Annotated in this window: 19 protein-coding genes; 12 read left to right on the plus strand and 7 right to left on the minus strand. The window is 64.6% G+C overall.

Annotated features, from left to right (window positions below; all coding sequences use genetic code 11):
• Position 1: 1 nt before the first annotated feature.
• A complete protein-coding gene (locus E4K64_RS08215; protein WP_135163073.1) occupies positions 2 to 1,951 on the minus strand; it encodes a sigma 54-interacting transcriptional regulator in 1,950 nt (649 codons plus the stop codon).
• A gap of 159 nt (positions 1,952 to 2,110) precedes the next feature.
• On the opposite strand from E4K64_RS08215, the gene E4K64_RS08220 reads away from it, so the two are divergent.
• From E4K64_RS08220 to cynS, 4 genes are all read left to right on the plus strand, one after another.
• Positions 2,111 to 3,490, plus strand: coding sequence for a CmpA/NrtA family ABC transporter substrate-binding protein (locus E4K64_RS08220; protein WP_135163074.1), 1,380 nt, complete (start codon positions 2,111 to 2,113; stop codon positions 3,488 to 3,490).
• 176 nt (positions 3,491 to 3,666) lie between these two features.
• Positions 3,667 to 4,506 (plus strand): nitrate ABC transporter permease, encoded by an 840-nt coding sequence (gene ntrB / locus E4K64_RS08230; RefSeq protein ID WP_135163075.1) that lies wholly within the window; start codon positions 3,667 to 3,669, stop codon positions 4,504 to 4,506.
• A gap of 5 nt (positions 4,507 to 4,511) precedes the next feature.
• Positions 4,512 to 5,435 carry an ABC transporter ATP-binding protein gene (locus tag E4K64_RS08235; RefSeq protein ID WP_135163076.1) on the plus strand — a complete coding sequence of 308 codons (924 nt, stop codon included), beginning with the start codon at positions 4,512 to 4,514 and terminating at the stop codon, positions 5,433 to 5,435.
• A gap of 14 nt (positions 5,436 to 5,449) precedes the next feature.
• Complete coding sequence (gene cynS / locus E4K64_RS08240) at positions 5,450 to 5,938, plus strand: cyanase (protein WP_025037304.1); 489 nt, start codon at positions 5,450 to 5,452, stop codon at positions 5,936 to 5,938.
• 113 nt (positions 5,939 to 6,051) lie between these two features.
• Here cynS and E4K64_RS08245 read toward each other — a convergent pair whose 3' ends face one another.
• Positions 6,052 to 6,375 carry a DUF1476 domain-containing protein gene (locus tag E4K64_RS08245; protein WP_135163077.1) on the minus strand — a complete coding sequence of 108 codons (324 nt, stop codon included), beginning with the start codon at positions 6,373 to 6,375 and terminating at the stop codon, positions 6,052 to 6,054.
• Between the two features lie 322 nt (positions 6,376 to 6,697).
• Here E4K64_RS08245 and purC point away from each other — a divergent pair, with 322 nt between their 5' ends.
• On the plus strand, positions 6,698 to 7,465 hold the full coding sequence (gene purC, locus E4K64_RS08250; protein ID WP_173015815.1) for a phosphoribosylaminoimidazolesuccinocarboxamide synthase: 768 nt from the start codon (positions 6,698 to 6,700) through the stop codon (positions 7,463 to 7,465).
• A 13-nt stretch (positions 7,466 to 7,478) separates the two neighbouring features.
• Positions 7,479 to 7,721, plus strand: a complete 243-nt coding sequence (purS, locus tag E4K64_RS08255; protein WP_008135030.1) for a phosphoribosylformylglycinamidine synthase subunit PurS — start codon at positions 7,479 to 7,481, stop codon at positions 7,719 to 7,721.
• A 10-nt stretch (positions 7,722 to 7,731) separates the two neighbouring features.
• On the opposite strand, the gene E4K64_RS08260 is transcribed toward purS, so the two are convergent.
• Positions 7,732 to 8,748, minus strand: coding sequence for a magnesium and cobalt transport protein CorA (locus E4K64_RS08260; protein WP_135163078.1), 1,017 nt, complete (start codon positions 8,746 to 8,748; stop codon positions 7,732 to 7,734).
• 177 nt (positions 8,749 to 8,925) lie between these two features.
• On the opposite strand from E4K64_RS08260, the gene purQ reads away from it, so the two are divergent.
• The 3 genes from purQ (at position 8,926) to E4K64_RS08275 (ending at position 11,517) form a co-directional block, all read left to right on the plus strand.
• On the plus strand, positions 8,926 to 9,627 hold the full coding sequence (gene purQ, locus E4K64_RS08265; protein ID WP_135163079.1) for a phosphoribosylformylglycinamidine synthase subunit PurQ: 702 nt from the start codon (positions 8,926 to 8,928) through the stop codon (positions 9,625 to 9,627).
• Positions 9,624 to 10,598, plus strand: coding sequence for a tripartite tricarboxylate transporter substrate binding protein BugD (locus E4K64_RS08270; RefSeq protein ID WP_135163080.1), 975 nt, complete (start codon positions 9,624 to 9,626; stop codon positions 10,596 to 10,598). Before purQ ends, E4K64_RS08270 begins: the two co-directional genes overlap by 4 nt.
• Before the next feature lie 181 nt (positions 10,599 to 10,779).
• Positions 10,780 to 11,517 (plus strand): tetratricopeptide repeat protein, encoded by a 738-nt coding sequence (locus E4K64_RS08275; RefSeq protein ID WP_126260859.1) that lies wholly within the window; start codon positions 10,780 to 10,782, stop codon positions 11,515 to 11,517.
• A gap of 191 nt (positions 11,518 to 11,708) precedes the next feature.
• On the opposite strand, the gene E4K64_RS08280 is transcribed toward E4K64_RS08275, so the two are convergent.
• Entirely contained in the window at positions 11,709 to 12,098 is a 390-nt protein-coding gene (locus E4K64_RS08280) for a RidA family protein (RefSeq protein ID WP_135163081.1), read from the minus strand.
• Between the two features lie 148 nt (positions 12,099 to 12,246).
• Here E4K64_RS08280 and E4K64_RS08285 point away from each other — a divergent pair, with 148 nt between their 5' ends.
• Positions 12,247 to 12,843 (plus strand): TetR/AcrR family transcriptional regulator, encoded by a 597-nt coding sequence (locus tag E4K64_RS08285; RefSeq protein WP_126260949.1) that lies wholly within the window; start codon positions 12,247 to 12,249, stop codon positions 12,841 to 12,843.
• Between the two features lie 33 nt (positions 12,844 to 12,876).
• Here the strand turns inward: E4K64_RS08285 and E4K64_RS08290 are convergent, their stop codons facing one another.
• Both E4K64_RS08290 and E4K64_RS08295 read right to left on the minus strand, forming a co-directional pair.
• Positions 12,877 to 13,839, minus strand: a complete 963-nt coding sequence (locus E4K64_RS08290) for a DMT family transporter (RefSeq protein ID WP_135163082.1) — start codon at positions 13,837 to 13,839, stop codon at positions 12,877 to 12,879.
• A gap of 75 nt (positions 13,840 to 13,914) precedes the next feature.
• Complete coding sequence (locus E4K64_RS08295) at positions 13,915 to 14,394, minus strand: PaaI family thioesterase (protein ID WP_167771883.1); 480 nt, start codon at positions 14,392 to 14,394, stop codon at positions 13,915 to 13,917.
• A gap of 183 nt (positions 14,395 to 14,577) precedes the next feature.
• On the opposite strand from E4K64_RS08295, the gene purL reads away from it, so the two are divergent.
• Positions 14,578 to 16,788, plus strand: a complete 2,211-nt coding sequence (gene purL, locus E4K64_RS08300) for a phosphoribosylformylglycinamidine synthase subunit PurL (protein ID WP_135163083.1) — start codon at positions 14,578 to 14,580, stop codon at positions 16,786 to 16,788.
• Positions 16,789 to 16,925: 137 nt separating this feature from the next.
• Here purL and E4K64_RS08305 read toward each other — a convergent pair whose 3' ends face one another.
• Positions 16,926 to 18,116: an acyltransferase family protein gene (locus tag E4K64_RS08305; protein WP_135163084.1), complete on the minus strand. Its 1,191-nt coding sequence runs from the start codon at positions 18,114 to 18,116 to the stop codon at positions 16,926 to 16,928.
• Between the two features lie 184 nt (positions 18,117 to 18,300).
• On the opposite strand from E4K64_RS08305, the gene E4K64_RS08310 reads away from it, so the two are divergent.
• Positions 18,301 to 18,474: a DUF1328 domain-containing protein gene (locus E4K64_RS08310; protein ID WP_092228199.1), complete on the plus strand. Its 174-nt coding sequence runs from the start codon at positions 18,301 to 18,303 to the stop codon at positions 18,472 to 18,474.
• Positions 18,475 to 18,556: the final 82 nt, after the last annotated feature.

Below are 18,556 nucleotides of genomic sequence, written 5' to 3' on the forward strand. Positions count from 1 at the left end.
CCTAAGGCGGGCGTCTCGAAGGATGGGCCGCATGCGGCGGACGAGGCGCGATCCCAAGCGCCTTGATCCGCGAGGCCAGCGTCGTCGGTTTGATATCCAGCATCTCCGCCGCCCCGCCGGGGCCGAACACTTTGCCGGCGGAGGCATCGAGCGCGGCCAGAATGTTGGCGCGTTCGTGATCGCGCATTTCGGACGAGGTCATGACCGCGGGGCGCGCATCGGTCGTCTGGCGTGCCGCGCCGGTCCGAGGCTGCGCGCCGGCGGAGTCCGGCAGATCGATTCGCAAGCGGCCGTTCTGCGACAGGATCGCGGCGCGCTCGATCACGTTCTGCAATTCGCGGACGTTGCCGGGCCAGTCGTAGCGCATCAGGCGGCGCGCATCGCCTTCCGACAGGCGCAGGTTGGATTTCAATGCCTTGCTCTCGCGCGTCAGGAAATGCTGGGCGAGCAGGGGAATGTCCTCGCGCCGTTCGCGCAACGGCACCGTCTCGATCGGGAACACGTTGAGGCGGAAATAGAGGTCCTCGCGGAAGCGGCCGCGCTGCACCTCCTGCTTGAGGTCCCGGTTGGTCGCGGCGATGACGCGGACGTCGACGGCGCGCGTGCGCTCCTGGCCGACACGCTCGAAATGGCCCTCCTGCAGCACGCGCAGCAGCTTGCCCTGCAATTCGAGCGGGATCTCGCCGACCTCGTCGAGGAACAGCGTGCCGCCGTCGGCGAGCTCGAACCGGCCGATGCGATCGCGCGTCGCGCCGGTGAAGGCGCCGCGGACATGGCCGAAGAACTCGCTCTCGAACAATTCGCGCGGGATCGCGGCGCAATTGACCCGGATCAGCGGCCGGTCGCTGCGACCCGAGGCCTCGTGGATGGCGCGCGCGATCAGCTCCTTGCCGGTGCCGGACTCGCCGGTGATCATCACCGCCGCCGTGGTCGGCGCCACCAGCTTGACCTGGCGCAGCGTCTTCTGGATCGCCTCGCTTCCACCGATGATGCCGCGGGGATTGGTCTCGATTCGGATTTCCTCCTGGAGATAGGCATTTTCCAGCTCGAGCCGCTCGCGCAGGCGATCGACCTCCGCAAGGGCTGCGTGCAGCTTCTCGTCGGACTCGCGCCGCTGGCTGACATCGCGAAACACGACGACGGCGCCGACCACGACGCCGCGATCGCGGATCGGGGTCGAGGTGTATTCGACCCAGGCCGGCGAGCCGTCCTTGCGCCAAAACACCTCGCCGTCGACCTGATGCACGGCGCCGTCGCGGAACGCCGCGTAGATCGGGCAGTCATGGTTGTGATAGTGCCGGCCGTCGTGATGGGTATGGTGCACGATCGGGTGGATTTCCTTGCCGACCAGCTCCTCGGCGGTCCAGCCCAGCATCCGCTCGGCCGCCGGGTTCACGAAGGTGGTCTTGCCTTCCGCGTTCACGCCATAGATGCCTTCGCCCGCGGCGCGCAGGATCAGCTGGTTCTCGCGCTCGATGTCCTGGAACACCCGCTCGACCCGCTGCCAGGTGGTGATCCCGCCGCGCATGTGGTCTTCGGCCGCGGCATCGACATTGCGGCGGCGGCGCGCTTCGAGATCGGTCAGGGTGAGCAGCACCAGCGTGCGGTCGCCATGGCTGACGAGGCAACCTGAATATTCGAGGCGGAGCTCCTGGCCCGTGGCGTGACGCGGCGTCAGCGCGGTGGTCCAGTAGGCGCGCTTGTGCAGCACGGCCTGGGTGAACACGGTGAGTGCGGGAAGGTGGCCGGCGTGCAGGGCGCTGGCCTTGGTCTGTCGCAACAGGACGCGGTCATAACCGAGCAGGGTGCAGGCAGCCGGATTGGCGTCAACGATAAGGTCATCATAGGGATCGACCAGAAGCGTGGCCTCGACCGAGGATTCGAAGGCCGCCACGCGCGGATCGAGGGCCTCGGCGGTATCGTCATGGGCCGGCATTGGCGTCGTTGCCATTGCGAAATCTCGTAATTGAACTACGAAATCTCGTTTATCACGAGTTTTCGTAGCGGCCAAGCGCGACTGAAAATGCTGCGTCCTCAAGGCACTGGCCGTTGTGACGGCCGTGGCATGCTCCTTGCGTAATTACTCCTGCAACGACGCGCAGGAGGGCCGATGTCCACGTTCGACAATCCGTTTGATCCCGATCGCAACCTTCGAGCCGGCTGCGCCTGCGGCCAGCATCGTTCTGCTGCAGAGCACGAGCAGGCGGCAGCGCTACGCTGCGAGCCGGTGGAGAGCGAGGAAAAGCGCTACGAGGGCGTGGTCGCCTCCGCCGTGATGCGCGCGATGTTTCCGCAGGACGTGGCGCGGCGTGCTTTCCTGAAGTCGGTCGGCGCATCGACTGCGCTCGCGGCACTGTCGCAGTTCTTCCCGCTCAAGACGGCGACCGAGGTGTTTGCGCAAGGAGGCGCCCCCGAGAAGAAGGATCTCAAGGTCGGCTTCATCCCGATCACCTGCGCCACGCCCATCATCATGGCGGCGCCGCTGGGCTTCTATTCCAAGCACGGTCTCAACGTCGAAGTGGTCAAGACCGCCGGCTGGGCCGTGATCCGCGACAAGACCATCAACAAGGAATACGACGCCGCCCACATGCTGGCGCCGATGCCGATCGCGATCTCGCTCGGCCTGGGCGCCAACGCCATTCCGTTCGCTGTGCCTGCGATCGAGAACATCAACGGGCAGGGCATCGTGCTCGCGACCAAGCACAAGGACAAGCGCGATCCGAAGGACTGGAAGGGCATGAAGTTCGCCATCCCCTTCGACTATTCCATGCACAATTACCTCTTGCGCTATTATCTCGCCGAACACGGTCTCGACCCCGATACCGACGTGCAGCTGCGCTCGGTGCCGCCGCCGGAGATGGTGGCGAATTTGCGCGCCGACAACATCGACGGCTTCCTCGCGCCCGACAACATCTGCCAGCGCGCGATCTACGACGGCGTCGGCTTCATGCACCTGTTGTCCAAGGAGATCTGGGACGGTCATCCCTGCTGCAGCTTCGCCGCCAGCCGCGAATTCATCACGACAGCGCCGAACAGCTTTGCGGCGCTGACGCGGGCCATCGTCGATGCCACGGCCTTCGCGTCGAAGGCGGAGAACCGCAAGCAGATCGCGGAAGCGATCGCGCCGGCCAATTACATCAACGCGCCGGTCACGGTGCTGGAGCAGGTCCTGACCGGCACTTACGCTGACGGCCTCGGCGGGGTGAAGACCGACGCCAAGCGCGTCGATTTCGATCCGTTCCCCTGGCAGTCCTTTGCGGTCTGGATGCTGACGCAGATGAAGCGCTGGGGTCAGATCAAGGGCGACGTCGACTACAAGGCCGTGGCCGAGCAGGTGTATCTGGCAACCGATACCAAGAAGCTGATGACCGAGATGGGTCTGTCGCCACCGGCGAGCGCCTACAAATCGTTCGCGGTGATGGGCAAGACTTTCGATCCGGCCAAGCCGGAGGATTACGTGGCGAGCTTCAAGATCAGGAAGGCGTCGTGATGGCGAGCGCTCTCTCGCCGTCGTCGTCCCGGCGAACGCCGGGACCCATACCGCGGAATCCATCGATCCTGATCGGTGGGAGCACCGAGCAACGAGTCTTCGCCAAACTTCTCCCTGGGGTTATGGGTCCCGGCGTTCGCCGGGACGACATGTGACATGTGGAGAGGTCTCGCACGATGACATCCTCCCTCCGTCTCCGCGCCGGCCTCGTCTCGATCGCGCTGCTCGCCGCGTTTCTCGGCGTCTGGCATCTCGCCACGCGCTCGACCGGCACCGCGGCGACGATGAGCCCGGAATATGCCAAGCTGATGGGGCTGACCGCGACGCAAGGCAAGTCCGCCATGCCCGGGCCGCTCGATGTCGGCGCCAAGCTCTGGGAGCATCTGAAGCGGCCGTTCTACGACAACGGACCGAACGACAAGGGCCTCGGCATCCAGCTCGCTTATTCCATCGCGCGCGTCGGCACCGGCTATCTGCTGGCGGTGCTGGTCGCGATCCCGCTCGGTTTCCTGATCGGCATGTCGCCGCTGCTCAGCAAGGCGCTCGATCCCTTCATCCAGGTGCTGAAGCCGATCTCGCCGCTGGCCTGGATGCCGCTCGCGCTCTACACCATCAAGGATTCCTCGATCTCCGCGATCTTCGTCATCTTCATCTGCTCGATCTGGCCGATGCTGCTCAACACCGTGTTCGGCGTCGCCAGCGTGCGCAAGGAATGGATCAACGTCGCGCGCACGCTCGAGGTCGGCACCGTCAGGCGCGCCTTCACCGTGATCCTGCCCGCAGCCGCGCCGACGATCCTGACCGGCATGCGCATCTCGATCGGCATCGCCTGGCTCGTCATCGTCGCCGCCGAGATGCTCGTCGGCGGCACCGGCATCGGCTATTTCGTCTGGAACGAGTGGAATAACCTCTCGATCACCAACGTCATCATCGCGATCCTCCTGATCGGGATCGTCGGCATGCTGCTCGACCAGATCCTCGCGCGCTTCACGCGCATGGTCACGTTTCCGGAGTAGGCGCGGTGTCCGACAAGTTCATCTCCATCGAAGCGATCGCAAAGCGCTATCCCGGCGCAGGCGGCGCCACGACCACCGTGTTCGAAAATCTGTGGCTGTCGATGGCGCGCGGCGAGTTCGCTTGCGTGATCGGGCATTCCGGCTGCGGCAAGACCACGGTGCTCAACATCCTCGCCGGCCTCGATGCGCCGAGCGAGGGCGCGGTCATCGTCGACGGCCAGGCGATCTCCGGCACCAGCCTCGACCGCGCCGTGATCTTCCAGAGCCATGCGCTGTTGCCCTGGCGCACCGTGCTCGGCAACGTCGCCTACGCCGTCAGCTCAAAATGGCGGAGCTGGGACCGTGCCAAGGTCAAGGCGCACGCGCAGAGCTTCATCGATCTCGTCGGTCTCACCGGCTCCGAGCACAAGCGGCCCTCGGAACTGTCGGGTGGCATGAAGCAGCGCGTCGGCATCGCGCGGGCGCTGTCGATCACGCCGAAGATGATGCTGATGGACGAGCCGTTCTCGGCGCTCGACGCGTTGACGCGCGGCACGCTGCAGGACGAGGTCCGGCGCATTTGCCTGGAGACCGGGCAGACCGCGTTCATGATCACTCACGACGTCGACGAGGCGATCTATCTCGCCGACAAGATCTTCCTGATGACCAATGGGCCCGGCGCGGTGCTCGCTGAGGTGGTCCAGAACCCGCTGCCGCGGGATCGCGGCCGCACCGATCTGCACCGCCATCCGCTCTACTACGCGCTGCGCAACCACATCATCGATTTCCTGGTGACGCGCAGCAAGACCTTTACGGCCGAGACACCCGATCACGATCCGCGCAACGTGCCGGTGGTGCACATCGGCAAGCCCGGGCTGACGATCGCCTCGAACGGCGAGGAGCAAAGACAGACCTGGATACCCGGGCCCAGTCCCGGACTCACCGCCTAACAGGAGACCCAGACATGAAACGCGAAGACCTCACCGAGAAGCTGCTCGACATCAAGCGCGAGAAGGGCTGGAGCTGGAAGCACATCTGCGAGAAGATCGGCGGCTATTCCGAGGTGTTGATCGTCGGCGCGATCATGGGCCAGATGAAGCTGACCAAGCCGCAGGCGGCCAATGCCGGCGAGCTGTTCGGCCTGTCGAAGGCCGAAGTCGCGATGCTGAACGAGGTGCCGATGCGCGGCACCGGCACGCCGATGCCGCCGACCGATCCGCTGATCTACCGCTTCTACGAGATGGTGATGGTGAACGGCCCGGCCTGGAAGGCGCTGATCGAGGAGGAGTTCGGCGACGGCATCATGTCGGCGATCGACTTCGACATGGGGATCGAGCGCGTCGCCAACCCGAAGGGCGACCGCGTCAAGATCACCATGAGCGGCAAATTCCTGCCGTACAAATATTACGGCGCCAGCGGAAACGTGCCGGAGTACGGCTTCAAGGAAGAGTGAGGTTGGGGGTCATTCCGGACGCCGCGTCAGCGGCGATCCGGAATCTCCAGATTCCGGGTTCGGCTCTGCGAGCCGCCCCGGAATGACGGTGTGTGTAGGGGATGCGCGGGCGCTTATTTCCCCGCCTTCACCTCGCCGGCCGCAACCGCGAGCAGCTCGCTCATCTTGGCCCGAATCGCCTGCTCGGTGACGGCGACGTTCTTGGCGGCGAAATCGGCCGTCAGCTTGCGCAGGACGTCGGCATCGCCGGCCTCCTCGAAGTCGGCCGCGACGACCTCCTTGGCATAGGCGGTGGCGGCATCGCCGGACATGCCGAGCTTTTCGGCCGCCCACAGCCCGAGCAGCCGGTTGCGGCGGGCCTCCGCCTTGAACTTCTGCTCCTCGTCGAGGGCGTATTTCTTCTCGAAACCTTCCTGGCGCTTGTCGAACTCGCTCATGCCTTGTTCCAAATCCCCTGCTGAATGGCGCGGAGCCTTCCGTTGCGGCGCCCCGGCTGCATGCCTACATAGATAGCACGAATCGGCAAAACAACGGGCCGTTAAGCCGCAGGCAAGACGGTATAAGTTGGCGCCGGACGGCCGGATCGATTGTGCTCGGACAGCCAATCGGATAGGTTGCCTGAAGTCTTGGTTCCCGTTCTGTTTCCAAGGGTTTATGAATGGGTTCCGGGCCGTTCACGGCAGCTCCGCTGTGGGTCATAAATCCTGGTAATCGGAGCACACCAAATACATGGATTTCAACAAAACACGGTACATCCCCATGAGCCGTCGGCGTCGCATTTACGAAGGCAAGGCAAAGGTTCTCTATGAAGGCCCGGAGCCCGGTACCCTGATCCAGCACTTCAAGGACGACGCCACCGCGTTCAATGCGAAAAAGCATCAGGTGATCGAGGGCAAGGGTGTCCTCAACAACCGGATCTCGGAGTACCTGTTTCAGCACCTCAACGACATCGGGGTGCCGACCCATTTCATCCGTCGCCTCAACATGCGCGAGCAGTTGATTCGCGAGGTCGAGATCGTGCCGCTCGAGGTGGTGGTGCGGAACGTCGCCGCCGGCTCGCTGTCGCAGCGTCTCGGCATCGAGGAGGGCACCCAGCTGCCCCGTTCGATCATCGAATTCTATTACAAGAACGACCAGCTCAACGACCCCATGGTGTCGGAAGAGCACATCACCGCCTTCGGCTGGGCGACGCCGCAGGAGATCGACGACATCATGGCGCTCGCCATCCGCGTCAACGACTTCCTCACCGGTCTCTTCCTCGGCATCGGCATCCGCCTCGTCGACTTCAAGATGGAGTGCGGCCGCCTGTTCGAGAACGAGATGATGCGCATCATCGTCGCCGATGAGATCTCGCCGGACAGCTGCCGGCTGTGGGACATCAAGTCGAACGAGAAGCTCGACAAGGACCGCTTCCGCCGCGACCTCGGTGGTCTACTGGAAGCCTATACGGAAGTTGCAAAACGCCTCGGCATCCTCATGGAGAACGAGCGTCCGCAGGGCTCCGGCCCGGTGCTGGTGAAGAGCTGAAGAGGATCTTGACGTGAAGGCACGTGTCACCGTTACCCTGAAGACGGGCATCCTCGATCCGCAGGGCAAGGCCATCGAAGGCGCGCTGAAGTCGCTCGGCGTCGACGGCGTCGCCAGCGTCCGCCAGGGCAAGGTGTTCGACATCGAGCTCGCCGGCGCCGACAAGGCCAAGGCGGAAGCCGCGCTGAAGGACGCCGCGGACAAGCTGCTGGCGAACACCGTGATCGAGAACTATCGGGTGGAACTGCTCGGGTGAGCAGGATGGCTCACAGCCATCCGACGCTGCGAAAACGCAAGTACAGCGTGGTGCATGCCGTCAGCATCACGCCGAGCAGCATGAAGTAGCCGTACTCCCAATCCAGCTCCGGCATGTGCTTGAAGTTCATGCCGTAGATGCCGGCGAGCGCGGTCGGGATGGCGATGATCGCGAGCCAGGAGGCGAGCTTCTTGGACACCGCTGTCTCCTGCGCCTGGCCGACGAGCAGGCTCGCCTCGAAGGCGAAGGCCAGCACCTCGCGCATGGAATCGATGCGCTCCTGAATGTTGCGGACGTGGTCGGTGACGTCGCGGAACAGCGGCTGCATGGCCTGCCGCACCATCGCCAGCTCGTCGTGCTCCAGCCGGCGGCAGACCTCCACCAATGGTCCGATCGCGTTACGCAGCCGCAGCAGGTCGCGGCGCAGCATGTAGAGCCGCTCGATCTGCGCCTTGCTGAGCGGCTTGGACAGCACGTCATCCTCGATGCCCTCGACCTCGTCGTGAATGCTCTCGAGCACGGGCGAGTAATTGTCGACGATGAAATCGAGGATGGCGTAGAGGATGTAGTCCTCGCCGCGGGCCAGCGCCCGCGGGCAGCTCTCGCAGCGCTCGCGCACCGGCGTGTACGACGTCGAAGCGCCGTGGCGCACCGAGACCAGATAGCCTTCGCCGACGAAGATATGGGTCTCGCCGAAGGCGATGCGGCCCTCGATCAATTGCGCGGTGCGCGCCACGATGAACAGGGCTTCGCCATATTGCTCGATCTTCGGCCGCTGATGGGCGTGGTTGGCGTCCTCGATCGCGAGCTCGTGCAGGTCGAACTGCTTCTGCACCGCGCTGAGCAGCGCCATGTCCGGCTCATGCAGACCGATCCAGACCACATGGCCGGGCTTTCCCCGCCAGCTCGAGGCCTCGCTGATCGCGATATTGGCAACGCGCCGGCCGTCGACATAGGCGCCGGCCGCGACGACGCCCTCGGCGGAGACCGGCTCGGCGGGGGAGGTGGGCAGCGACGGGACGTTCATGGCTTCAATCCCGGGCGATTGATCGGCCGAACGGCGTGTCGCCGACCGATGTGCATGGCCTGTGTACAAGGCCCTCTGCCGAGGCTAGCACTGGTAAAATCCCCGTCAAATGGTTATGTCTCTTCACGAAAAGGCCTGTTGGCCTGCCCGATTCCCGCCACCGTCGGAACCTCTGCCATGAAAGCCGCTATCCTCGTCTTTCCCGGAATCAACCGCGAGCGCGACATGGCGCGTGCGCTGAGGCTGATCTCCGGCACCGAGCCGGCGATGGTGTGGCATGCCGAGACGTCGCTGCCTCCTGGCACCGATCTCGTGGTGGTGCCCGGCGGCTTCTCCTACGGCGATTATTTACGCTGTGGCGCCATCGCGGCACGGGCGCCGGTGATGGACGCGGTGCGTGACTATGCGGCCAAGGGCGGCCTCGTGCTCGGCGTCTGCAACGGTTTTCAGATCCTCTGCGAGTCCGGCCTGCTGCCGGGTGTCCTGATGCGCAACGCGCGGCTGAAATTCATCTGCCGCGACGTCCACCTGCGCGTCGAGCGCTCCGATACGCCGTTCACCCGCGGCTACAATGCCGGGCAGGTGATCCGCGTGCCGGTCGCCCATGGCGAGGGCAATTACGAGGCGGACGAGGAGACCATCAAGCGGCTCGAGGGCGAGGGGCGGGTGCTCTATCGCTATTGCTCCGCCGCCGGCGAAGTCGACGATTTCAACAACATCAACGGCGCGGCGCATTCGATCGCCGGCATCGTCAATGACAAGGGCAACGTGCTCGGCATGATGCCGCATCCGGAAAATCACGTCGAAGACATCATGGGCTGCACCGACGGCCGCGGCCTGTTCGCCGGCCTCGTCCAGCATCTGGAACAGGCCGCGTGATTTCGCTCATGTTGAAGCGTCTCTCGGTCGCTGTCGCCGCCGTTGCTTTTGCGACGGCCGCGTTCGCCCAGGACTATCCCAAGCGTCCGATCACCATGATCGTGCCGTTCGCGGCCGGCGGCACCTCGGACGTGATCGCGCGGGCGGTGGCCGAGCAGATGGGCATCGCGCTGGGTCAGACCATCGTGATCGAGAACGTTGCGGGAGCCGGCGGCTCGACCGCGCTGGCGCGCGCCTCGCGCGCCGAGCCCGATGGCTATACCATCGCGATCGGCAATGCCGGCACCAATGCCGCGAGCTACACGATCTATCCGAAGCTGCCGTTCACGCCTGAATCGTTCGTGCCGATCGCCATGGTGGCGAAGACGTTCGGCATCATCGCGCTGCGCAAGGACTTTCCGGCCAAGGACCTGAAAGAGTTCATCGCCTATGCCAAGGCCAATCCCGGCAAGATCAATCTCGGCCATGCCGGCGTCGGCTCGTCGAACTATCTGATCTGCAAGAGCTTCGTCACCTCAGCCGGGATCGACGCGACGCTGGTCGGCTATCGCGGCGCCGCGCCCGCGCTGACCGACGCCGTGGGCAGCCAGATCGACGGCGTCTGCGATGCGGCCGCCTCGGTCTCGCAAGCGATCAACGAGAAACTGGTGAAGGGCCTCGTGGTCGGCTCGACCGTGCGGCTCGCCACGCTGCCGGACCTGCCGACCTCCGCGGAAGCCGGCCTGCCCGAATTCGAGGCGCAGGGCTGGAACGGCCTGTTCGCGCCCAAGGGCACGCCGCCGGCCGTGATCGCCAAGCTGAACGCCGCCGCGCGCACGGCCGTCGAGACCGACGCGGTGAAGAAGCGCTTTGCCGACCTGTCGACCGTCGCGCCCGATGCCAACGAGCACGCGCCGGAGCTGCTGCAGCAGCTCGTGACGCGCGACGTGGAAAAGTACCGGAAGATGCTGGCGGACGACGCCAAGCAGTAGATGCATTCGGCTGCAATCCCATGAACCTGCATCGCGTTTCGGACGACTGACTCCTCGTTGCCGTCATGGCGCGCGGCGTGCGGTTCGCTGATTTTGGAGGGTGAAGGCAACTCAAAGTTGTTTCATCGCTTCAGTTGCGATATCAGGAGGCCGACGCTTTCGTTGTGCTCGTGGATGTCACATGCCCGTCGCTTTGGTCGTTCTGCTGCTCGATATCAGTCTGATCTATCACGCCTCGCGGACCGGACGTTTGCGGCCCTGGGCCTTCATCATCCTGATGGTGCCTCTGATGGGTGCGCTGGCCTATATCGCGGTCGAGCTCATTCCCGAATGGTTCTCCAGCCCCGGCGCGCGCCAGGCGCGCCAGCGTGTCGCCAATCGTCTCGATCCCGAGAAGCGCTATCGCGAGTTGTCCGACCGGCTGACCGGCGCCGACACCATCGCCAATCGCGCGGCGCTGGCCGAGGAGTGCGCAAATGTCGGCCGGTTCGCCGAAGCGGAAGCGCATTATGATCACATCCTGAAGCTGCCGATGGGCCACGATCCGGCCTATGCGCTCCGCAAGGCGCAGACCGAGTTTGCCGCCAAGCGCCCCGCCGATGCGCTCGCGACGCTCGACGAGCTCCAGAAGCAGTGGCCGGATTTCGATTCCGCCGACGCGCATCTGCTCTACGCCCGCGCGCTCACGGAGGTCGGGCGTCTCGACGAGGCCCTCGAGGAATATCACGCTCTCGCCGGCTATTTTCCCGGCGCCGAAGCGCGGGTGCGTTACGGCCTGCTGCTGCAAACGGTTGGCCGCAGTGCCGAGGCGCGGATGGTCTTCAACGAGCTGCTGATCCAGATGCGCCGCGCGCCGAACTATCTCCGCAAGGCGCAGGCCGAGTGGCTGTCGATTGCCGAGAAGCAGCTCTCGACATGAGCGGTGGCGGGACTCGCCTCGCTCTTCCGCTTGAGGGAGAGGTGCATCGGATTTCAACCGCTCCGCCGGCACCGTCATGACCGCAACGCCGGCCATGACGAGCAGCAGCCCCAGCGGATGCTCGCGGACGACGCCAAGCCATAGGCGCGCCTCGCGACGCGCCCGCTATGGCGCCGCAAATGCTTGCCCGGTCACGGGATCCGGGCGATCACCTTGATCTCGAAGTCAAAGCCGGCCAGCCAGTTCACGCCGACCGCCGTCCAGTTTGGATAGGGCGGGTCACCGATCTCCTTGCCGCGAACCGCCATCACCTTCTCGATCTGCGTCGCCGGATCGGTGTGGAACGTGGTGACGTCGATGACGTCGTCCAACGCGCAGCCCGCAGCTGCGAGCACGGCGCGCAAATTTGCAAAGGCGCGCCGGACCTGGTCCTCGAACACCGGCTCGGGTGAGCCGTCCTCACGACTGCCAACCTGGCCTGAGACGAAGAGCAGGTCACCGGAGCGGATCGCTGCAGAATAACGATGCGCTTCATAGAGCGCATGGCGGTTGACGGGGAAGATTGCCTCGCGCTGGGGCATGTACTTGATCCTTTCAATCGAGCAGGGAAACGGGCGGACGCAGGCAAGCCCGACGCCTGGCGTTTTGTGCGTCGTTCATATACGGTGCGTATGTGAGTTGTATCGCTCAGATACGAGGCGTATGTCAATGGGGAAAGACGGGGCCGGCATGGCAAAAGGGAAACGCGCGGCCGGCATGGCTGAAAACCGGGCCAAGCTGATCCGCGCAGCTCGCGCGGCATTTGCCACCCAAGGTTATGCAGCCGCGTCGATGGATGAACTGACGGCTTCGGTCGGGCTGACGCGCGGGGCGCTCTATCACAGCTTCGAAGACAAGAAGGGACTGCTCTGGGCCGTCGTCGAGCAGATCGACGGCGAAATGGCGGAACGGCTCCGCGCAATTCGCGAGCAGGCGCCCACGCTGTGGCAGGGCCTGCTCGCAGAGGGCTGTGCCTATATCGAGATGGCGCTCGATCCTGAGATTCAGCGCATCATGCTGCTGGACGGGCCTGCCGTCCTCGGCGATCCATCCAAGTGGCCGGGCGAGAATGCCTGCCTCGACATCACGATGCGAACGATCCGGTCGCTGATCGAAGCAGGGGTCGTGAAGCCGGTTGATGTCGAAGCGGCGGGACGGCTGCTGAACGGCGCTGCGCTCAGCGCCGCACTATGGGTCGCCGCAGCCGACGATCCGAAAGAGGTCCTGAACAAGGCGGTCGACGCGTTTCGACAATTGGCGAGCGGATTGCTCCGCCAGCCGGTTTGACCGTGCGTCATGCAAATGTGCCGATGACCCGCGCTACCACAGCTTCAGCCGCTCCGCCGGCACCGTCATGGCCGCAACGCCGGCCATGACGAGCAGCAGCCCCAGCGCCAGGTTCGACGGCACGCTCTCGCCGAGCAGCAGCACGGAGAGGCCGACGCCGATCGGGATGCGCAAATAGCCTTGCGCGTTCGTGGTCAGCGTGCCGAGGCGGCCGAGGCAAACGTAGAACAGCATCAATCCCAGCGCGCTCGAGACGATGCCCATGACGATGGTGGCGACGATCGCCGTCGGGGTCGGGTGCAGCGTCCAGGGCTGGTCGATGATCAGCGAGGGCGGCAGCAGGATGAGGCCGCCGAACAGCAGCGAGCCGGCCGCCACCACCATCGGGTCGTAGTCGGACAGGCGCAGGCCAAAGATCGTCGCGCAGGCAAAGGAGATGGTGGCGAGCAGGATCGCGATCTCCGCGACGATCTCGCTGCCAAAGCCACGCAGTGCGTCGAGCCCGACGATGAGAACCGTGCCGGCAAGGCCGAGGATGGCACCCGCGAGCTTCAGCAGCGTCGCCGGCTCGTGCCGCGTGATCAGCGAGGTGATCAGGAAAGCGAAGATCGGCGTCGTCGACGCCAGCACCACGGTGTTCGACGCCGGCACATATTGCTGCGACCAGGTGATGATCAGGAACGGGAAGGTCGAGTTGATCAATTGCTGGGTGGCAAACAGCTTCCACGCCTTGGCGTCGGTCGGCACTTTGATGCCGCGCATGCACAGGATCGCGAAAAGGAAGGCAGCCGCGATCAGCGAGCGCGCCGAGATGAAGGTGATGGGCGGGATGGTGGGAAGCGCCAGTTTCGCCAGCGGATAGGTCGAGCTCCAGCAGCAGGCGAGCGCGAGCAGCAGCGCATAGTCGCGCCAGTTACGCGCGCCGGTGGCGACGGTTGGCAACGGCGTTGATGCGGACGCCGCCGTGCGCCCCGCCTCCGATGTGCTCTCCGGCACCTTGTTCTCGCTCCCCGGCGCGACAGCGCTTGCCGGAAGTCTGGGCGAGGGCGCCCGAAAAGGGAAGGCGCCGAGCTATGCGTTTGGCTGAGGGAGCGCCTTCCGCTTCATCCGCTTGATCGTGCCGGAAAAGGTCAGCAGCAACCGCTCCCCGGACATCATCTTGCCGCGCAGGAAGATCAGCGAGCCGCCGGCGCGGGTCACCTCGCCGGTGCATTCGATCAGCTCGCCCTCCCGTGCCGCGTCGAGGAATTCGCAGGCGAAGTTGGTCGTTACCGCCCGGCTGTCCAGGACATGGGTGGCGATCGCAAACAGGGAATAGTCGGCAAAGGCCATGTAGCAGCCGCCATGGACGTTCCCGGAGCCGTTGAGATGCTTCTTCTCGACCCGGAAGGCACTGCGGACGGTGCCGTCCGCCTCGATCCGATGCCAGAAGGGGCCGACATGGGCCTCAAAACTGTCGCGAATCCAGGTCCGCCAGCCCACAAACTCGCCTTCGGTGGCGATGTGGAGGTCGGGGCGGCGGGGCGGGGGCGCTTTGGTCAATTCGTGCAAGGAAATGGGCCTTCAATTGCGGGTCTTTAGCCCTTAAATCCGATCCGTCCGCGCCGTGCAATTCCTGTTCCCGCCGTCCGTGCCTGCAAAACGTGGGACAGCGGGAAAATGCGCCATAAAGGGCTTTTCCCGGCCCTCCGATCTTCCTAAGAACGGCCAAACGCCGCCGAAAGCCCCGAATCCATGAAGAATGAACCCAAGATCACCCCCGAACTGGTTGCCGCCCACGGGCTCAAGCCCGACGAGTACGAGCGCATCCTGAAGCTGATCGGGCGGGAGCCGACCTTCACCGAGCTCGGCATCTTCTCGGCGATGTGGAACGAGCACTGCTCGTACAAATCCTCGCGCATCCATCTGCGCGGCCTGCCGACGAAAGCACCCTGGGTGATCCAGGGCCCGGGCGAGAATGCCGGCGTGATCGACATCGGCGACGGCCAGGCGGTGGTCTTCAAGATGGAGAGCCACAACCACCCGAGCTACATCGAGCCGTATCAGGGCGCGACCACCGGCGTCGGCGGCATTTTGCGCGACGTCTTCACCATGGGCGCGCGCCCGATCGCGTGCCTCAATGCGCTGAGCTTCGGTGCGCCGGAGCATGCCAAGACGCGGCACCTCGTCTCCGGCGTGGTTGCAGGCGTCGGCGGCTACGGCAATTCCTTTGGCGTGCCGACGGTCGGTGGCCAGGTGCGTTTCCACACCCGCTATGACGGCAACATCCTTGTCAATGCGATGGCGGTCGGCCTCGCCGATTCCGACAAGATCTTCTATGCGGCGGCCTCCGGCGTGAACATGCCGATCGTGTATCTGGGCTCCAAGACCGGGCGCGACGGCATCCACGGCGCCTCGATGGCGTCGGCCGAGTTCGACGACAAGTCCGAGGAGAAGCGTCCGACCGTGCAGGTCGGCGATCCCTTCGCCGAAAAACTGCTGCTGGAGGCCTGCCTCGAGATCATGGAGAAGGGCTGCGTCATCGCGATCCAGGACATGGGCGCGGCCGGCCTCACCTGCTCGGCGGTCGAGATGGGCGCCAAGGGCGACCTCGGCGTCGATCTCGATCTCGACGCGGTGCCGACCCGCGAGACCGGCATGAGCGCCTACGAGATGATGCTCTCGGAGAGCCAGGAGCGCATGCTCATGGTGCTCAAGCCCGAGAAGGAAAAGGAAGCCGAGGCGATCTTCAAGAAATGGGGCCTCGACTTCGCCGTGGTCGGCTACACCACGCCGAGCAAGCGTTTCGTGGTCAAGCATGGCGGCGACGTCATGGCCGATCTGCCGATCAAGGAGCTCGGCGACGAGGCGCCGGTCTATGATCGCCCGCACGTCCCGTCTGCCGCGCTGCCGATCGTGCATGCGCGCGAGGTGCCGGCGCCGATGGGCCTCGGCGCTGCGCTGGAGAAACTGATCGGCACGCCCGACATGTGCTCCAAGCGCTGGGTCTGGGAGCAGTACGACCACGTCATCCTCGGCAACACCATGCAGCGCCCCGGCGGCGATGCCGCCGTGGTGCGCGTGCAGGACGGGCCGAAGGGCCTGGCGCTGACCGTCGACGTGACGCCGCGCTATTGCGAGGCCGACCCGTTCGAGGGCGGCAAGCAAGCGGTGGCGGAAGCCTGGCGCAACATCACCGCGGTCGGCGGCAAGCCGCTCGCGATCACCGACAATCTCAATTTCGGCAATCCTGAGCGGCCCGAGATCATGGGTCAGTTCGTCGGCTGCCTGAAGGGCATCTCGGAAGCCTGCCGCACGCTGGACTTCCCGGTCGTGTCCGGCAACGTCTCGCTCTACAACGAGACCAATGGCCGTGCGATCCTGCCGACGCCCTCGATCGGCGGCGTCGGCCTGCTCGACGATTTCACAAAATCCGCCTCGCTGGCCTTCAAGGCCGAGGGCGAAGCGATTCTCCTGGTCGGCGAGACCCATGGCTGGCTCGGCCAGTCGGTGTACCTGCGCGACATATGCGGCCGCGAGGAGGGCGCACCACCGCCGGTCGATCTCGCCGCCGAGAAGCGCAACGGCGATTGCGTGCGCGGCATGATCCATGCGGGCACCGCGACCGCGGTGCACGACCTCTCCGATGGCGGTCTCCTGGTCGCGCTGGCCGAGATGGCGATGGCGGGCGGTATCGGGGCGAAGCTGCTTGCGGCGCCGACCGCGCTGGTGCCGCAGGCCTATTGGTTCGGCGAGGACCAGGCGCGCTATCTCGTCACCGTGCCGGAAACGGAAGCCGGCCTCGTGCTGGCCAAGATGCGCGGCTGCGAAGTGCCGTGCGTGCGGATCGGCACCACCGGGGGCGATGCGATCGCCATCGCGGGCGAGGCGCCTGTGGCGATCGACACGCTGCGCGCCTCGTTCGAGCGCTGGCTGCCGGAATACATGGGCGGGAAGGCGGCGTAAGGCGCTGCCGCGAACTCAGACCTGTAGCCCGGATGGAGCGTAAGCGTCATCCGAGACCACTATCACTTGTGGCAAGGCCCCGGATTGCGCTGCGCTCCATCCGGGCTACGGACTTCACAGTGACGAGAGGCCATGCCTCACAACACCTTCGACGCGCCCGGGATCTGCCGCAACGCTCGCGTCAGGGCCCAGCTCGCTGCGACAGTCAGTACAAACCCGATCGTGGCCTTGACGATCGCCGGCAGGTCATAGTCGAACAGCCAGTATTGCAGCCACAATGCGATCGGATAGTGCACCAGGAACATGCCGAACGCGTCGCCCTGCATTGGATCGAGCAGCCTGGCTGAGCCTGATTGCTTGAATCTCTGGAAAATGGCCAGGATCAGAAACATGATGGCCACGCTGAAGACAGTGAAGCAGATGGCATAGAGCGCTTCATACCAGTCCGGCAACGGCCACGGGTTGCCCAATATTTCGCGCTTGATGAAGATCAGCCCCCACAAGAGGCAATACGGAACGATCGCCAGGACCATCCAGTCCCAGCTGACCTTTGCCATGCGGCCGTCGACAGAGAGCAGCCCGCGATCCATTTGCGCAACGCCAATGCCGGCACCGAAAAAGAAATAGGTCGCGTAAAGCATCACGCGCCCGTGCTGGACCGAGAACGGCCCGAACTCGAACCAATTGCTTGCTCCAAAGTGAACCCGCCCGGGAATGTAAAACGCGGCAGTGACGGCCAGCATGACCGCGAAGAACATGGCGGGTCGACGCCGACCATGTAGCGAGAGGCGATTGATCGGATCGAGCAGATTGGGTGAGAGCCGGTACAAAAGGCAGGCAACCAGGTCGAAGGCGAACAAGACCCAAAGGAACCAAATCGGCCCGCTCGGCCACGGGCCCTTCGTGACCGTATTCCACCAGAATTCCGCAAAACCGATCTCAGGATGCTCCCGCAGGGAGATCGCGTAGTAGGCGAGCGGAATGACCGTAAGGGCGCAGATCGCGAAGGGTAAGCCAAGCCGAAGCAGGCGATCTGCCATATAGCTCCGGACTCCCTTCCGGGCGATGCCAGACCAGGCGAACAGCCCCGACAGGAAGAAGAACATCGCCATGAAGAAACTGTCGGTGGCGAGCACGATCATGTCGAAGCCGAAGAAATAACTCGGATCGGTATGACCGAAATAGGTATAGGGGATCACGGCGTGATGCAGCAGCACCACGAGAGTGAGGAAGGTGCGGGCGCGATCAATCGCCATATTGCGCACCTTGCTCGTGGGCGCGGCATGCACCTCCGCGCCGATCGTCGCTGAATGTGACATCGTGATCATGGCCGCCCCGCGCTCCTGCTCTCCGCTGGACTTTGCCGTCGGCAACCGTTTTCAGCAAGCCACGTTTCAGCAGGCCTCTCGGCCCAGAGCAGCATTAGGAACCAGTTCTGCTCCGCGAAGTTAGCGTCTGCGAACAAGGCGTGGAGGGGCCGCAGGCGAGCGGCCGCCGATTGCGGAGCTGGTGATGACGATCCTGAAATGGGCGCTGATCTTCCTGCTGATCTCGATCGTGGCCGGCGTGCTCGGCTTCACCGGCATCTCGGCCGCCTCCGCCGATGTCGCCCGCTTCCTGTTCTACGTCTTCGTCGTGATCTTCCTGGTGCTGCTGATCCTTGGGCTGACGATCTTCAGGGCGTAGCGGAGCTGTCATCAAATCAGAACAACCGCCCTCAATTGCGTGCGAATCGTCTTACGCGGTTCATCAGCTCCGCCAGAAACTC

Origin of the sequence: Bradyrhizobium frederickii (assembly GCF_004570865.1) — a bacterium.
GTDB lineage: Bacteria > Pseudomonadota > Alphaproteobacteria > Rhizobiales > Xanthobacteraceae > Bradyrhizobium > Bradyrhizobium frederickii.

Bases quoted from the DNA above. Each gene is read 5' to 3' on its own strand.
- E4K64_RS08275 (WP_126260859.1), top strand. From the start codon at position 10,780: ATGCCCGTCGCTTTGGTCGTTCTGCTGCTCGATATCAGTCTGATCTAT.
- E4K64_RS08215 (WP_135163073.1), bottom strand. From the start codon at position 1,951: ATGGCAACGACGCCAATGCCGGCCCATGACGATACCGCCGAGGCCCTC.
- E4K64_RS08305 (WP_135163084.1), bottom strand. From the start codon at position 18,116: ATGATCACGATGTCACATTCAGCGACGATCGGCGCGGAGGTGCATGCC.
- E4K64_RS08280 (WP_135163081.1), bottom strand. From the start codon at position 12,098: ATGCCCCAGCGCGAGGCAATCTTCCCCGTCAACCGCCATGCGCTCTAT.
- E4K64_RS08285 (WP_126260949.1), top strand. From the start codon at position 12,247: ATGGCAAAAGGGAAACGCGCGGCCGGCATGGCTGAAAACCGGGCCAAG.
- purL (WP_135163083.1), top strand. From the start codon at position 14,578: ATGAAGAATGAACCCAAGATCACCCCCGAACTGGTTGCCGCCCACGGG.
- purC (WP_173015815.1), top strand. From the start codon at position 6,698: ATGAGCCGTCGGCGTCGCATTTACGAAGGCAAGGCAAAGGTTCTCTAT.
- E4K64_RS08260 (WP_135163078.1), bottom strand. From the start codon at position 8,748: ATGAACGTCCCGTCGCTGCCCACCTCCCCCGCCGAGCCGGTCTCCGCC.
- E4K64_RS08245 (WP_135163077.1), bottom strand. From the start codon at position 6,375: ATGAGCGAGTTCGACAAGCGCCAGGAAGGTTTCGAGAAGAAATACGCC.
- E4K64_RS08310 (WP_092228199.1), top strand. From the start codon at position 18,301: ATGACGATCCTGAAATGGGCGCTGATCTTCCTGCTGATCTCGATCGTG.
- ntrB (WP_135163075.1), top strand. From the start codon at position 3,667: ATGACATCCTCCCTCCGTCTCCGCGCCGGCCTCGTCTCGATCGCGCTG.
- purQ (WP_135163079.1), top strand. From the start codon at position 8,926: ATGAAAGCCGCTATCCTCGTCTTTCCCGGAATCAACCGCGAGCGCGAC.
- cynS (WP_025037304.1), top strand. From the start codon at position 5,450: ATGAAACGCGAAGACCTCACCGAGAAGCTGCTCGACATCAAGCGCGAG.
- E4K64_RS08220 (WP_135163074.1), top strand. From the start codon at position 2,111: ATGTCCACGTTCGACAATCCGTTTGATCCCGATCGCAACCTTCGAGCC.